Raw genomic sequence first — 16,404 nt, 5'->3', positions numbered from 1 at the left:
CTGGGGGGAGTACATGGAAAAGAATGAATCACAAAATAAACTCGCTGTGCTGATAGATGCAGATAATGCTCAGGCATCAATTGTAAAAGGGTTATTTGATGAAATTGCAAAGTATGGTGTTGCAAATGTCAAACGACTTTATGGAGATTGGACCGGTCCCCAGCTTGTTCCCTGGAAAGAAACACTTCATACATATTCAATACAACCAATACAGCAATTTTGCTATACAGCAAAAAAGAATGCAACCGACAGTGCATTGATCATCGATGCAATGGACCTGCTTTATACTAAAGACATAGATGGCTTTTGCATTGTATCGAGTGATAGTGACTACACTAAACTATGTCAACGGTTGCGCGAATCCGGTTCCTTTGTATATGGGTTTGGAGAAAAGAAAACCCCTGAAGCATTTAGAGCCGCCTGTAATAAGTTCATATATATTGAAAACCTTCGAAAGGAAGATGATGAGGGTGGAGGAGAGAAAGTAGCAACAACAAATTCAACTAGCAGTAAAAAGTGGAGTAAAAACAAACTAAAAGGCAATACAAAACTTGTGAATTTGTTGAGAAGTGCAATTGAAGACTCTGCCAATGAGGAAGGATGGGCTGATTTGGGTAATGTTGGCCAAAATGCAATGAAAAGAGAATCAGATTTTGATTCTAGAAACTATGGATATAAGAAACTAAGTGATCTTATCACAGCAATTGACCTATTCGAGATAAACAAGCAAGATCTACATGATTCTGGAAACAATATCCAAATTTATGTTAGAGACAGCAGAGCAAATAAAAAGAAGTAATGTAATTAATCTTTCTTGCTCCAATAAAGCTTAAGGAATGGATAATTGGAAGATTCTCCCCCAAATATCCATCCCATCCACATTTTCAGCTATTCCTATTATCCCAACGACCTCATTGCTTTCTCAGTCTATATGCGATCGATAGCAAACCAATGATCGCAAATATAGCTTCAAATCCTGGTGTTCCCTTATCTTCGGCAGGGGCTGAAGCCTCTATGACTTCTTGAAGGTCTTCATGCATTAGAAGAGAAACACCCAGGAATGCGGGATCATCAGAGTAGTAGGCGTATAGACTGTTCAACAGTTCATTGACTTCTGCATCATCGGATCCTTCGCTTACGACAACTGTGATCAGGGCATATTCTTCAGCTCCTCGGATCTCTCCCATTTTTGAAGCAACAGAGTCCTCTATTTCTTCAGCTGTTAGCTCGAGCTCATCCATGTCATGGGCCATTAGAACAAAGAGATCAACATTTGGCGTAATGTTCTCTATAGCTGATCTGTCATAAGATGCCGGAATTCCTGCAACTAATAATACATTTCCAGCTGTTCTTTCATGGATGGCTTCCAGAAGCTGTTCATTTTCCTGACACACCTGTTCCAGTTCAGCAGGATCGCAGGTTTTCAGGCTTATGTATATGCCATCAAATCCTGCAAGTGATTTCGTGTTGTAATCAAGGACTGCCTCGACCGCCTCAATTGAACTTTCGCCACTTCCATCCACGAAGTCCTTCTTTTCATCAAGGATCATTGCATGGACAGTGATGGCATTTTCATGAGCCGATTTTATGAATCTCTCAGAGCTCCAGATATTGTTGATGTCCGTTCTCAGGAAAACTGTGTTTATGCCACTGTCCTTCAGATCGTTTATAACAGAAATCGATCTGTCGTCAGAATAAGGCTCAAAGATAAATATTGCTTGTTTTCCAGCTTCAGAGGCAGGCATATTAATATCTTTTAAAATGGGCTGAGGGACCTGTACATCACTTTCCGGCAAGGGCTCAGGCTCTTGCGCAATGACCTCTCCGGGCAGGAAAACGGTTGGCTCCTGTGGCGTATATTTACGTACAATTGCATAATCCACAGCCATATAGCCCATATTATTTATGGTGCTGGCTGTAGTTGAATACAGGTATAATTTCAATTCAGTATCCGGAATGTGGTCAATTATAGTTTCATCTTCATTTTCAATGTAATAGGAATAATCCATCCTTGTATCTCTTACTCCGTTCTTGAACCATGAAACGTTTTTGAAATCACCGTCCTGATACCATGCAATACCTGATGTATACCATGTCCCCTCCGCAATACCAAGGTTTGTCAGGTCTCTTGACTTGAACTTATCGTCATCACTGGTAAGAGTCCATGAAACCTTACTCTCATTGGCGAGTTCCGTACGAAGGATTATCCTATTTTCGCTTTCGTCTTGCGGATCAAGAAGTCCCTGCTCCAGCAACGGACCTATTGGTTCGGATCCTGTAGTAACCTTCATTCTCTTGACAACGAACATTGAGTTTATCCCAAATGCATCCTTGGAAGTTATTTTTGCAAAATCCGTGGGGTGTTTTACTGGGTTTACCAATCTGAGGATCCCATTGCCAATTTCAATATCTCCTCCGGCATTTGTATGTGATCTCCAGTTCGCAATGCCTAGGCGCGATTCGACAAAATCATCAAAGAAATCGAACGTGGAAGCACCATTGCTAATACCAGTTGCAGCCGGATTTCCATAATGCATTGTCACATCTGTCATTCCATTAGCGGGAATTGAAGGAACCTTGATCCATACTATAGCACTCTCTGATCCAGCATCCCACTCTTCGATCCAATGATACAATTGCCTGTCATTTATGAAAAATCTGATATCTGACCCATCCGGGTTTGCTTTTGAGAAATCGAAATTTGAAGGATCCAGCAGAACCTGTATCTGGTAATTGGTTAGATCCTTGCCAGAGTTCTCTTTTATCGTCATTTCTTCTGAGAAATTCCATTCTCCCCCTCCCGCATTGGAAAGAGCAAGACCTGTACCCATCATTCCGGTCAAAAGAGTTATGGAAATGAGCAGAACTAAGATTATATTTCTTTTCATACAACTCACCTATCTTATTTATTGCTCTGTCTTCATTTATATTATATGTGTTAACTCGGGGTCTGGCTGAAGCCATGGTCAAGGAACATGGAGCTGCTCACGCCCAGGAAGATAAGCATTGCTTATAGAGGTACTATGAAGAGTATAAAGGACAAAAATAGGTTAGCTGGGGACAATATCCCTTTCTTTAATCTTTTTTAACTCCCTGCAAACCCAATATTTATTGCTTCCAAGAACTCAATTATAAACTAAGGACTCAAAATAGACCTTAAAGAATTCACCAACGTGACAATGGGGGAATTACATTTACCGATGGTACAATGGAGCTTTTTGAGAAGCTAAGGAACGAAGGATATGAGGTAGCCACTTTTGCTGCGGGGAGTTTCTGGATAGCAGAAGACATTTTTCGTAGGGTTCGGGGTGTTGTCGGGACTGCAGTCGGCTACATGGGAGGAGAACTTGATTATCCCACCTATGAAGAAGTAAGTGTGGGAGATACCGGACACTTCGAAGTTGTCCAGATCGTTTATGATCCGAAGGTTGTGCCTTATGAAAAGCTTCTGGAATTGTTCTGGGAACTGCATAACCCAACGGTTCCCGATGAGAAAGGGGAAAAAATAACAGGTCAATATGGTTCTGTTATTTTTTATCATAACGATGAGCAGAAGTCCCTTGCAACACTTTCAAAAAGAGATATAGAGAGATCCGGGAAATTCAAGAAGGACATAATCACCGAGATACGTCCTGCTGCAAGATTTTTTAGGGCAAAGGAATACCACCAGCAATATTTCGAAAAAACTGCCTCCGGCGGAGAGATCATAAAATGATCTCTGATCAGAAGACGTCTGCCCTCTTCTAACATCAGCATTCAGACTAAACGGCTTTTTATCTTTGGCGATCCTGATTACTATAAGAGGTTTGGTTTCACAAATGCCGGTGAGTATAACGTTCAAACCCCTACCGGTGAGAACTTCGATGCTTTCATGGCACTGGAACTCCACAAAGGAAGCCTAGGGCCGGTATCCGGGAAATTTTTCGCATCAGACTCTTTTGAGGTCACGGAAGAAGAGGTTGAAGATTTCGAAAAGGAGTTTACTCATAAAGAAAAGCATGTTACGGAAACCCAATTATTTAATTGATGATCATAGTTTCAGGATTGTACTCTCTTAACTGCATAGCATCAAAAATACGTGTGGACCATTCCCCACAGATTACTATACTCCGAAACATCACCCACAATAAGCCTTTTCAGCTTCCATATGCCAGAACTCCTTTCGCCTGACAAATATGTGGAATAAACTAAAAATAAAAAAAGATGGTGGAAACACACCATCATTCATTGAGCAAAGCCAAGTTCTTCACCCTGCATAATGAGCATATTGTCCTCATATGGCAGAATAATCTTGCCGCATAGCTCCCACTGGTAACTTCCATCTTCTTCAGTGACCGTCCAGATGTCATAGTTCCAGTATTTCCGATCTCCGTTCTCATCGAGTATTGTCCATCCGCTTATTCCAAAGTGCGAATCTGTAAGGGTTTTCATTGCCCTTTTTACACTTTCATCGTCATTTGGAATTGAATCCAGATCAACAAATGTAGCTATCCAGAGAGCGTCATATGTTGTTAATGCGTAAGACTCAGGAAGTCTTCCAAGTTGTTCTTCGATCCTGGGTGCTATCTCCTTATACCTGTCATTTTCCCTTATGTAACCGTACATTGATGCCTTGATATTGGTTGTTGCAGCAAAACTGGCTGCATCATTATCGTTGATCAAGTTCTTGTTCAGCGCTATGCCGTCAGTTCCATACCAATTGACATCTGATAGTGCAGGATAGTTCCGGGCTAAAGCAAAGATCTCTGTTACTTCGCCATAGGAACACAAGACCACAGCTATGGATCCTGCATCGTATTCTGAAGTGGCCGCTACTACCTTTTCATTGAGTGACTCTACTTCTGCGGAAAAATCCGCATTTTCTGTTTCATACGTAACTCCCTCAAGCACTGTGCCATCAAGGCCCTCAAAGCTTTTTCGAACCTCATCAGAGATTCCATTACCCCACACATCATTCCTGTACATAGGGATCACAGTATTGATGCCATCTTCCTGCATGAATTTAGCCAATGACAATCCCTGGTTAGTGTCATCAGGTACAAGCCTGAAAAGATTATCATCAGGAATAGCTAAAGATGAAGCTGTTGATGCGGTACTCAGAAGAGTTATCCCATTCTCGTTTGCATATTCCAGAACAGCTTCTGCTTCATTGCTTGACTGTGGACCGATAACTAGCGTTATCCCCATTTCATCAAGTTCCTTGAGCTGCTCTAAAGCCATCTCAGGATCACTTTCGGTATCCTTTACAATTACATTCACGTTCTTTCCGGAACCAAGTCCTGAGAAGTAGTTGTTGATATCATCTGCTGATACTTCAAGTGCTGTCTGGCTCGCTTCTCCGATAGAGTAAAGGTCTCCTGTAAGCGGTAAAAGAGCTCCAATTGTTATATCCTCAGATTCACTGGTAGCTCCGCCGGTCGATTCAACACAACCTGACAGAAAAGTTGCCATCAGTAGTATACTTATTAAAAAAAGCGCCGTTCTTTTCATAAAATCACATTCAGTTAATACACAATGTCTATATTTATATATTTCGATTTTTATTTATTAGCTTTTGGATCAGTGATCAGGATTTTGTTTTTTAAATAACCTCTTTTTAGTCTTTGTATAAATCATCAAAGTTGAGGAGAGATTTGGTAATTATCGGAGGTAGAATCGTACTGTTTGCAAAATAAGTAGTGGATGTATATAACTCGAAAAAATTAGAAAAATATGACTTACTCATTATTTGGAGGAATTGTAAAGATAAATGTACTACCAATTCCAGGTTCGCTTTCAACCCAAATTTTACCTCCGTGCATTTCCACGAATCGTTTTACAATGGAAAGTCCCAGACCGGTTCCGGATTGTTCTCTGGATTCGAAATTGCTAAGTTGTATAAAAGGTTGGAATAGTTTATCCTGGTCTTCTTTTGGTATTCCTATGCCCGTGTCTCTAACACTAATTTGCAATTTGTCTCTTACAGGTTGAACATTAACATAGACAAAACCATTTTCAGGTGTGAACTTTATAGCATTGTTCACAAGGTTGAAAAGGATCTGCTTGAACTTTGTTCTATCAGCTTTTATGGTTTTCAGTTCTGTAGCGATATCATACACAATACCGATGTTTTTATCTGAAGCCTGAGGAGTCAAAACCATTTTTACCTCATATATTACATCAGAGATACGGAACTCTTCAATGTAAAGCTCCATTTTTCCAGATTCTACTTTTGAGAGATCAAGAATATCATTAATAAGTTCCAGGAGAAGTCTGCCGCTTTTAGAGATATTGTTTGCATATCTTAATTGCTTTTTATTAAGCGGCCCGAAAGACTCTGTCAACAGTATATCTGAAAACCCTATTACTGAATTTAAAGGAGTTCTCAGCTCATGGCTCATATTGGCAAGGAACCCACTCTTGGCCCTATTGGCTGACTCTGCTTCTATTTTAGCATTGAGAAGCTCACCCTCTGCTTTTTTGCGGTCAGTGATATCGTGAATTATCGAGTAAAGAACCTCTTTTTCATTGATCATTACTGGGCAACTGTAGACCTCCACATTGCGCATTTCCCCGCTGGACAGTCTGTGGGTGAAGAAAAATTGTTTTCTTTTTTCATATCTTGCATTTTTTATCTCTTCGAAGACTTGCTCTTTTGAAGACATGTTGATATCGGTTATCTTCATGTGTGTGAGCTCTTTTCTGTTGTAGCCATAATATGAGCATGCAGAAGGGTTTGCGTCCACGATGTCGCTGGTATCCGGGTCGATCATGAGCATCACAGCGTGGTTATACTGGAACAGGGCGCGATATCTTCCTTCACTTATCTGGAGCATCTCCTCTGCTCGTTTTCTTTTTGTAATGTCCCGGGCTGTACTGAGTATGGCCTTTTTGCCTGAATATTCGATGATCTTTGCACTGGTCTCGGTTGGGATAGTTGATCCATCCTTTCGAACATGTACTATCTCGAATATGGAATTTTCTTTCTTCTTCAGCTCATCTATTCTTCCTGCAAGTTTTCCTATATCCTCTTTGGAGATCAAGTCCCGGGGATTCAAGCTCATCATTTCTTCTCGAGTATAACCCAAATTTTTGCATATTACCTCATTGACCTCAAGGAAATTGCCTTCAAGATCATTGATGAATATGCTATCATTAGCACTCTCGAACAGGTTCCTGAACTTTTGTTCTGATTCTTTTAATAAATTATCATATTCTTTGCGTTCAGTGATGTCACGAGCAATCACCAGAATCGCTGGGTTATTCTGATAATCTATTAAGCGTAGACTTGCTTCATACAGAAATTCAGAACCATCCTTTCTGGTGGCAATCGAATCAAAATGCGAATATCTCCCCTCGATCAGATCCTCACTGATGCTGGCAATTCGTGATCTACAATCGTCACTGGTTAAATTGGAAATTGACATCTGAAGCAGTTCATCCTTGCTATAACCCAGATAATAAGATGCTCTTTCATTAACTTCCAGAATGTTGAAATCCATATCATGTATGATTATAGCATCACGAGAATAATTGAATAGATCTTTGAACTTTCTTTCAGACTCTTCAAGAGCTTTTTCGGCTAATTTGTATTCAGTTATATCTTCTATCTGAGCCACGAAATACAGTTGTTCATTCTCCTGATCCCTGAAGGGATAGACAATTAGCTTTGTCCATATCAAGTTGCCATCCTTATGGACGTACCTGTTATCAGTTTTGTAAATATCAATATCTCCATCCAGCATCCTATTCAAATGAGTTATATTCTCTTTGAGGTCATCCGGATGTATGATTTTTTGAAAATCTAATTGAAGTAGCTCTGATTCTGAGTAGCCAAGCAAGTTACATAAAAATGGATTAACTTTGAGCCATTTTCCCCTTGGACTTATAAAAGCCATTCCTATGGGACTTTGTTCAAAAAGATTTAATGCTATAGCATCATCTTTGAAAAAAAGATCATTATCATTTCTATCTTCAATTCCAAAATCCACCATAACACCTTTTTTTTGAAGTATATTAATAAAATTTTTTCACTTATTGAAGCATACTTCAATAAATATATTATATGGCATACATAAGTTCCAATATAAATGTTTTTTTTGTATTAGATACAAATTCCATATCTGGTATCGATATCATATTGATTTAATATTTTCATAAAAGTTTATTCAATATATTTAAACCAATTTTCTTATTTATTTAGTTCTAAATTTAAGTATATCTTCTATTGGATTCCTTTTTGATCATATCCAACCTCCCCTTTACATAAGCATTGAGAGTAAACGGTTTATAACTCCTAATATTCTGCTTCATTTAATGCAAAATACCTTTCGAGAAAAACATCTTCCCCCATTTTTTGCCTGCATTGGATCTCTTGGAGATTCTTAGGGTATTTATACAACCTCCTTACTGCCTGGAAGGACAACTCGATTTCGGAAAATAGAACACATCCAAAATTTTAAATAGTTGCCCAACCCCCTTTTATAAGGGGGAAGTGGTATTAGATGCAAGAAAGAATGGATTCAAGCAGAAAGACTGCAATAATTGTGGGAGTATTGTTCATATTTGCTATCGTCATGCTTTTTGTTGGAGAAGCTCTTTACAAACCTATTCTAGATTCTCCGGATTACCTGGATAATGCTTATCCAAACAAAACAGTTGTGATAACTGGAATACTACTGGAGTTTACAGGTGTTCCTGCAGTAGTTCTCTTATCATTGCTCTTGTTCCCCGTCTTAAAAAGACACAATGAAGTCCTGGCTCTGGGGTATGTTGTTTTCAGATTGTTTGAGGCTGCACTTTTAAGTGTTGCTTATATCAGTAAGCTGTCACTGGTCAATCTAAGCCAGGATTATCTGAGCAAAGGAGGAGTGGATGCTTCATATTTTCAATACATAGGCAGTTCGATACAGTCAGTAAATCACTGGGCTGGCACACAGGGACTGATCTATCATATTGCTTTTGCTTTAGGGTCCCTGATTCTTTATTATGCATTATATAAGTCAAAACTTGTTCCACGATTCATATCGGCCTGGGGATTTATTGCTGCCATAGCTTTGTTGACCGGTTCTGTACTGATCAATATTGACATGTTTACTGGAATTTCAGAAGTGGGATTGGAGCTCATCTTTGCCCTTCCTATCGCTGTGGCTGAGATCATGCTCTCGATATGGCTAATCTTTAAAGGATTCAATCCATCTGCAATCGATTCCACGACTGTAAAAACAGATATAGACGAGATAACATGACAAAATCAAAGTAAATTTGGAGGAATACTGATGAAAGCAATTGTGTATGAAAAATACGGACCACCTGAAGTCCTTCATCTCAAAGAAGTGGATAAACCTACTCCAAAGGACAATGAAGTATTGATCAGAATTTATGCGACAACAGTGACAAAATATGACTGTTGGATGCGAAGTTGCACAGCCCCACCAGGATTCGGGCTTCTAATGCGAATAGCATCAGGTATCAGAAAGCCGAAGAAACCTATACTAGGGACTGAATTAGCCGGGGAAATTGAAGCCGTTGGCAAAGATGTAAAACTCTTCAGTAAAGGGAATCCGGTTTTTGGATACACAGGGATGAATTTAGGTGCTTATGCCGAGTACATCTGTCTGCCTGAAGACGGGGCTCTGGCAATAAAACCGGCCAATATGACCTATGAGGAAGCCGCTGCAGTCCAGCAAGGGGCATTGACTGCGCTGTTTTTCCTAAGAAAAGGAAATATTCAGAGCGGACAAAAAGTTCTTATCTTTGGCGCTTCTGGAGGGGTAGGTTCAGCTGCGGTACAGATTGCCAATCACTTTGGGGCAGAAGTTACCGGAGTGTGCAGTACCAGGAAATTAGAATTAGTGAAATCTCTGGGAGCCGATAAGGTAATTGATTACACTCAAGAGGATTTTACCAAAAGCGGTGAAACCTACGACATTATTTTTGACACCGTCGGCAAGAGTCCTTTTTCAGGTAGTACAAAATCGTTAAAGAATGAAGGAATCTATCTTTTTACTACCTATGGGTTGGTACGGCTTTTTCGAATAATATGGCTTAATCTGACAAATAGTAAGAAGGCAATATCTGGACTTTTAAAAGAGAGGGCTGAAGACCTAATTTTCCTCAGAGAGCTTATTGAGGATGGGAAGCTGAAAGTAGTCATAGATCGACGTTATCCGCTGGAACAGGCTGTTGAGGCTCACAAGTATGTCGAAACAGGGCACAAAAAGGGACATGTTGTCCTAACTGTGGAACATAACAACAATGCCTGGCAAGGTAAATGAAAAGGACTATTTTAATAATGAAATGGTGGGGGAAGAAAATGGACGAAAACATAAAGACCGCAAGAATTGTAGGAATATTGTTTATAACTGCGACAGTTGCATACTCACTTGGTGTTATTTTACTGGACCCAATTCTTGGTGCTTCAGATTATCTTACTATTGCTTCTGGAAATGAGAACCAGATGATGATAGGGTCGTTACTTGTATTGATCGATGCCGTTGCAGTTGCTGGTATTGGAATAATGATATATCCGATTCTTAAAAAGCATAGTGAATCTTTAGCTCTTGGGTACGCTGGTGCCAGGATCGCGGAGGGCGTACTTTTTATTGTTAATGTGATTGCCATACTGACACTATTGGCATTAAGTCAGGACTTTGTGAAGGCGGGATCTCCGGATGCTTCCTATTATCAAACCTTTGGGACTATATTGCTGGCAGCAGGCGATCTGGCCTTTTTGTTTGGGTTCGCAGTTGCTTTTACTATATCTGCTCTGATCTTGAATTATTTATTGTATCGATCAAACCTTGTTCCCCGATGGCTATCAGGCTGGGGCTTTGCTGGAGCTGCATTGTTGTGGGTATACTATCTATTACAACCTTTCAACATTGATCTGCTTGGTATCCTATTTATTCCAATAGCCGTGCAGGAAATGGTTTTTGCGGTATGGCTTATTGTTAAAGGATTCAATCCATCTGCGATCGATCCCTCGACTGCAAAAACAGATGTAAACGAGATAAAATGAGCACATCTAAGCAATATAGGAGGATAACCAAATGAAAGCAATTGTAGCCACAAAATACGGATCAACTGAAGTTCTTGAATTAAAAGAGGTAGAAAAACCTACTTTTTGCTATAGGCTAACTTGAGAAAGGGATAAACCCCTCTTTCTTATTTATTTGCCAATTTCTTGACAGCAATCGCATTCAATTGAATGTTACCTTTCCAAAGGATCCTGAAATTTTAAAAAACTTCTCCATGCTACAATATGATCTAATGTATTTGTATATTTTAGACATTATTTGTTACATTTTCGAACTCTTATATATGTAACAATCGAACATATTATATACTACAACATAGTCAACACCATACACAAGTGATATGGAGGGATCTGATCTGGATGGAAATAACATAATTCAGCGTGAGTTTAGCGGCGACGAATTTTGTAAAAGTTCCACTGGATCATTTGTAGATCCTGATATATTAAGTCCTATTTTTGATGATATTCCTATGATCATGATCCTTGTCAATCAGGAAGGGAAAGTTGAATACATCAATCGGACTGCTACTATTGCATTAGGAAACGAAAAAAAGAATAGTATTGGTCTTCTTGGTGGTGAACTCTTCGGATGTGTAAATTCGATCAAATTAGAAAGTTGTGGGAAGAACAGAGAATGCTCAGAATGTACTGTAAGAAACTCTGTTATGCACACTTTTGAGACCGGTGAAAGCATTTACAAAAAGGAAGGCGAATTGGAGATCGTAACCAATGATAAATCGGCAACGCTTCATTTTTTGATTTCAACTACCCTGATACGACAAAATAATGGACCACTTGTATTGCTGACTGTGGATGATATTACTGAGCAGAAGAACAATTGTCTTGCTTTTGAGAAAGCAATTCAGAAACAGAAGGCTCTGGAAGGCATCATAAACAATAGCTCTACAATGGCATTCTTATGGAGGGCAGAAGATTTCTGGCCTGCAGATTATGCTTCAGAGAATGTTTTAAAGCTTGGTTATTCAGCTGAGGATTTCGTACTTGGGCGAATTAATTATGGAGATCTGGTCCATCCCGATGATTATCAAATGGTAAAAGATACACTTACAGGGAAGTGTAAAGATGGCAGTGACAACTATAACTCGGAATATCGTTTGATAACAAAAGATGGAAATTTATTGTGGGTAAATGAGAAGACTTTTATTCTGAGGAACGAGAAAGGAAAAGCAACTCACTTTCAGGGAATTGTTCAGGATATAAACGAGCGCAAGCAAGCAGAGGAAGCAATGCTCCGTGCAAAAGTTGCTGCGGAAGCTGCCAACATGGCCAAGACCGAATTCATCTCTAATATGAGCCATGAGCTAAGAACTCCTCTTACTATGATCATCGGATTCTCCGATCTACTTTGCAGTGAAGATTACGGTTCTTTGAATGAAGAGCAGAAAAAATACATATCTAAGGTTCTTAGAAATGGAAATCATCTTCTAGAACTGATCAATGATCTTTTGGATTTCTCAAACATTGAAACCGGCGAAATGGAACTTCGTGTTAATGAGTTCACCGTATCCGATGCTATTGATGAAGTAGGAGCATTGATGATACCTCTTTCAAAAAAGAAAGGGATAGATCTAACATTTAACATCGACATTGAAATGCCTACCATAAAAGCAGACATGATCAAATTCAAGCAGGTTCTTTACAACCTGGTGAACAACTCCATTAAGTTCACAGATCAGGGAGGGGCAGTGACCATTGGTGGTAAAATATCTGATAGTTCTGTTAATATCTTCGTAAAGGATATTGGCATAGGTATTTCACCAGAGGATCAGGAAAAACTGTTCAAGCCTTTCTTCCAGGTGGATTCTTCAAACTCAAGAGAATATGGCGGCACAGGGCTTGGCCTTGCTCTTGTTAAGAAATTTGTTGAAATGCATGGTGGTGAGGTCTGGGTCGAGAGTGAACTTGGAAAAGGAAGTACATTTGGATTTAGCATACCAAACGATCCTGAAAACACGTCCTGTTGATCTGTTCTATTTGGTTTGACAGATATATCTGATCAGAAGATATTCTCCTATATATCTATAGCTATTCTTTGAAACGATAGCGTGTTATCAAGTTTATCGTTGTACTTCATGCAATGCAACGTACCCTTAGAGAACTTCATCTTCTTACACCATTACACAAAAAGTCTGAAATTATGGAACCGTAAAATATTCAATTGAAGCTAGCGAATCTACCTATATGGGGGATCCAAAGTTTTTAAGCCGCTATTTAAAAGTCGAAAAGGATGAGCTTCCAGCTCGTTTCCGGATAACTAAAAGCATTCCGGCAGACTTCGTTCCATCGGCTTCTGTTGATGATCTATGGAAAATCCATGATAGCAAAATTGAAAAGTATCGGGAGTTATTGGAAAGTATCGATTCAAAAGAAAAGAACATTGAACTGACTGAAGCAACTCCCTCACTTCTTGATCTGAAGATCGTGATAGCCGAAAAGATACTTGAAAATTGTCATATGTGCGAACGAAGATGCGGTGTAGATCGCAGACATGGTGAAAAGGGATTCTGCAGATTACTTGAATCCTCCCGATACGCTTCTGAATTTTTACATATGGGAGAAGAACCGGAACTTGTACCTTCACATACGATCTTCTTCACAGGGTGTGTCTTTGCCTGCGTTTATTGTCAGAACTGGGACATATCCACACGCCCCGAAAGTGGGACTGAGGTAGATCCTGAAAATTTGGCCAGGACCATAAAAAGGCGTCGATATGAAGGGGCAAGGAATGTAAATTTTGTAACTCCTACACCACATACACATTCCATTTTGAAGATCATTAACAATGTTTCTGCGAACATCCCTGTGGTCTGGAACTCAAATATGTACCATTCTAAAGAAATAGCAAAACTGCTAGAGGGCGTGATCGATGTATATCTTGCCGACTTCAAATATAGTGATGATAAATGCGCAAGAAAGTATTCCAAAGTACAAAATTATCTTGCTGTAGTAAAAAGAGATCATGAGATCGCTTATCAGAATGCAGAGATAATAGTCCGCCACCTTGTTTTGCCTGATCATCTGGATTGCTGCACAAAACCAATCGTAGAATGGATCGCAAATAATATTCCAGAGGTTAGATTTAATCTAATGTTCCAGTACATGCCTTATTATAGAGCTTCAAAATATCCGGAAATTGATCGTTTCCTCACATCTGATGAGAAGATACGTGCAATAAAGATAGTGAAAGAAGCAGGCCTTGAAGATGTCTTACTCTAAATGGAAGAAGATAGTGTTCTCGAAGGGTATGTCCCATTGCACGAAGCAGAATTCCCATAGTAGCCAAAGTACGAAAGTCTAACAGGCATCATTTCAAATATCCTTTAATGGCCTGAATAACAGTAGGAACAAAACTGATAGCGAGAATAACTGTAGCGATCACATCCCTTATTTGTTCAGGAGAGATCTGACAGGAGCTATTAACAAAGATTAAAATAAATATGTACTTACCTAACAGGGGTGGTGTAATGATTGCGTCTGAAATATTATTCTGGATCTATCTGGTCAATTCCGTTCTATTGATCAACCATGAGATTGACTCTGCCTACTGGAAAGAGTGGGAGCTATTCAAATTACCAGGTGGTATCACTGGATTTCTTCTGATACACATTCCCTTGATATTTTTTGTATTATATGGACTGGTTTTGGTCTTTCAGCAATCCATCACGGGACTGTTATTTTCACTTGTCCTGAGTTTTGCTGGTATTTTTGCCTTTACAGCCCACATGTATTTTATCAGGAAAGGAAGAGATGAATTCAAAATGCCCATCTCATTGTTCATTCTTGTGTCAACCCTGATCGTGTCCCTGACTCAGGCAGTACTCACTATCCATCTAATGATAAACTGGTGAGATGACAGAGGCAAGAATAATGAAAAACGGCCACTAACTAGATCATTAAACATCAATAGTTTTTCTCATGTAGACACGGGTATCATCACGACCGATCTCTGACCAGCCTAAATGATGATAAAAAGAAATAGTTTCTGTCAATAATACATGAGTTGCTAAACGTAATTCCAGATAGCCTCTGCGTTTAGCTTCTGATTCGGCAAGATCCATTAGCCCCCGGCCTATGCCTGTTCCCTGGAAATCAGGACGTACTGCCACATTTGCTATCGTAGTATAATCATCTTCGAACATTAAGATCAAGCCACCAACTATCTCTTTGTCAGATTCTGCGACCCAGACCGGAAAATAGGTGATCTCATCTTCATAATCAACGTTCATGGGTGGTAGTCGTTCCCCTTTGAGCCTGTCCAAATACTTCGTATAAGCCAGATCCATACAATTTTTGAGATCCTTTGCATCGTCAACAATAGCTTTCCGTATTCTCCAGCTTTTTTGGTTCATATTTAGGCCCTGTAATTATCACATAATAAAAACGATCTCCAGCAGGCTTTCGATAAGCAAACCACCTAACCAGGACGCCAGCGGGATCAGCAAATAGGCAATCACATGTACAATGGTCAAGCTTTCAAAGGGCCACTCCGGCACATCCTCAATGAGTTTAAGATTTGCAACCAGATCCGCCATCTGTCCGGGTGACATGTCCGGTGAACCGCTATGCAGGAGGGTTTCAGATTGGTGTATCTTTTCGCGTGTCCATTTGAGCTCTGCTTCTTTGACCTCATGAATTCTCTGGTGCACCCCTCTCATTGGCAACCAGAAGCCGATCAATGCAATTGCCAGAGATCCTAAGTAAGCTCGGGCAACAACAGGCCATTCTCCCGGATCGAGCAGAAGCAAACTGAAGATGGACACCATACCAATAGTTAGCAAGGTGGTCAATAGACCCTGTTTAACAAAAGGGAACAATGGACTCAGATCCAGCAGGTCCACAGAATCGATTCTGGTCGCCAGCTGGGAAGTTCGCGCCGAGGTAAACCAAACTGCACCAAAGAACCAACCAGCCCACAAACCTATAAACGGCTCGAGAACACGATGCCAGGCAACCTCAGGATGCCATGTAGACGTATCCCAGGGCGATATGGCCGTCTGGTAAGGCAGAGACACCGCAACCAGCACTCCTATCACTCCCCAAACGATCAGCTTTCTCTTCTCAATATGTACAGCAGATTCCACATACGAGGGGTCAGTTGCTGGTCTTAGGATATGTTCAAGTTCTTCAAAGGTATTCCTTGTACCACGCAGCAGTAAAAAATACGCACTCGGGAGGTAGCCTGCCAGAAGACAATGAACAACAGCGATCCAGAAGTCCTGTAGAAAATGCTCCTCTTCAAAGATCAGCGTAAAGCGACCCAGTAAGTACTCTTGCATCAGAAAACCGAAAAGGAGGGTAATGCTGATGCTCAGACCAAGCACTGCGGGTCTTTGGTAGATCATTTGCCTGATCGGTGGGAATCTCAT

The 16,404-nt window shown here is 40.1% G+C and carries 14 protein-coding genes; 9 read left to right on the top strand and 5 right to left on the bottom strand.

Features of this window, described 5'->3' with window-relative positions:
• Positions 1-13 precede the first annotated feature (13 nt).
• On the top strand, positions 14-799 hold the full coding sequence (locus tag J7W08_RS03695) for an NYN domain-containing protein (RefSeq protein WP_233085299.1): 786 nt from the start codon (positions 14-16) through the stop codon (positions 797-799).
• A gap of 112 nt (positions 800-911) precedes the next feature.
• Here the strand turns inward: J7W08_RS03695 and J7W08_RS03690 are convergent, their stop codons facing one another.
• Entirely contained in the window at positions 912-2,888 is a 1,977-nt protein-coding gene (locus J7W08_RS03690) for a DUF2341 domain-containing protein (RefSeq protein ID WP_233085298.1), read from the bottom strand.
• Between the two features lie 320 nt (positions 2,889-3,208).
• On the opposite strand from J7W08_RS03690, the gene msrA reads away from it, so the two are divergent.
• Positions 3,209-3,715 carry a peptide-methionine (S)-S-oxide reductase MsrA gene (msrA, locus tag J7W08_RS03685; protein WP_233085297.1) on the top strand — a complete coding sequence of 169 codons (507 nt, stop codon included), beginning with the start codon at positions 3,209-3,211 and terminating at the stop codon, positions 3,713-3,715.
• A gap of 156 nt (positions 3,716-3,871) precedes the next feature.
• Positions 3,872-4,027: a hypothetical protein gene (locus J7W08_RS03680; RefSeq protein WP_233085296.1), complete on the top strand. Its 156-nt coding sequence runs from the start codon at positions 3,872-3,874 to the stop codon at positions 4,025-4,027.
• A gap of 197 nt (positions 4,028-4,224) precedes the next feature.
• Here the strand turns inward: J7W08_RS03680 and J7W08_RS03675 are convergent, their stop codons facing one another.
• On the bottom strand, positions 4,225-5,451 hold the full coding sequence (locus tag J7W08_RS03675) for an ABC transporter substrate-binding protein (protein WP_233085295.1): 1,227 nt from the start codon (positions 5,449-5,451) through the stop codon (positions 4,225-4,227).
• Positions 5,452-5,717: 266 nt separating this feature from the next.
• A complete protein-coding gene (locus J7W08_RS03670; RefSeq protein ID WP_259370113.1) occupies positions 5,718-7,973 on the bottom strand; it encodes a PAS domain S-box protein in 2,256 nt (751 codons plus the stop codon).
• 510 nt (positions 7,974-8,483) lie between these two features.
• Between J7W08_RS03670 and J7W08_RS03665 the strand changes: the two genes are divergently transcribed.
• The 6 genes from J7W08_RS03665 (at position 8,484) to J7W08_RS12305 (ending at position 14,886) form a co-directional block, all read left to right on the top strand.
• On the top strand, positions 8,484-9,227 hold the full coding sequence (locus J7W08_RS03665; RefSeq protein ID WP_233085294.1) for a DUF4386 domain-containing protein: 744 nt from the start codon (positions 8,484-8,486) through the stop codon (positions 9,225-9,227).
• A 30-nt stretch (positions 9,228-9,257) separates the two neighbouring features.
• Positions 9,258-10,256, top strand: a complete 999-nt coding sequence (locus J7W08_RS03660) for an NAD(P)-dependent alcohol dehydrogenase (protein WP_233085293.1) — start codon at positions 9,258-9,260, stop codon at positions 10,254-10,256.
• Positions 10,257-10,294: 38 nt separating this feature from the next.
• A complete protein-coding gene (locus J7W08_RS03655; protein ID WP_233085292.1) occupies positions 10,295-10,999 on the top strand; it encodes a DUF4386 domain-containing protein in 705 nt (234 codons plus the stop codon).
• Between the two features lie 359 nt (positions 11,000-11,358).
• Positions 11,359-13,002: a PAS domain-containing sensor histidine kinase gene (locus J7W08_RS03650; RefSeq protein WP_233085291.1), complete on the top strand. Its 1,644-nt coding sequence runs from the start codon at positions 11,359-11,361 to the stop codon at positions 13,000-13,002.
• Positions 13,003-13,219: 217 nt separating this feature from the next.
• Complete coding sequence (locus J7W08_RS03645) at positions 13,220-14,254, top strand: radical SAM protein (protein WP_233085290.1); 1,035 nt, start codon at positions 13,220-13,222, stop codon at positions 14,252-14,254.
• Positions 14,255-14,475: 221 nt separating this feature from the next.
• Positions 14,476-14,886: a DUF6713 family protein gene (locus tag J7W08_RS12305; RefSeq protein WP_375141061.1), complete on the top strand. Its 411-nt coding sequence runs from the start codon at positions 14,476-14,478 to the stop codon at positions 14,884-14,886.
• Between the two features lie 45 nt (positions 14,887-14,931).
• Here the strand turns inward: J7W08_RS12305 and J7W08_RS03640 are convergent, their stop codons facing one another.
• Entirely contained in the window at positions 14,932-15,387 is a 456-nt protein-coding gene (locus J7W08_RS03640) for a GNAT family N-acetyltransferase (RefSeq protein ID WP_233085289.1), read from the bottom strand.
• An 18-nt stretch (positions 15,388-15,405) separates the two neighbouring features.
• Positions 15,406-16,404 (bottom strand): hypothetical protein, encoded by a 999-nt coding sequence (locus J7W08_RS03635; RefSeq protein ID WP_233085288.1) that lies wholly within the window; start codon positions 16,402-16,404, stop codon positions 15,406-15,408.

The sequence above is a fragment of the Methanococcoides orientis genome (assembly GCF_021184045.1).
GTDB lineage: Archaea > Halobacteriota > Methanosarcinia > Methanosarcinales > Methanosarcinaceae > Methanococcoides > Methanococcoides orientis.
Note: the sequence above shows the minus strand (reverse complement) of the source record. Positions and strands in the feature narration are given on the sequence as shown.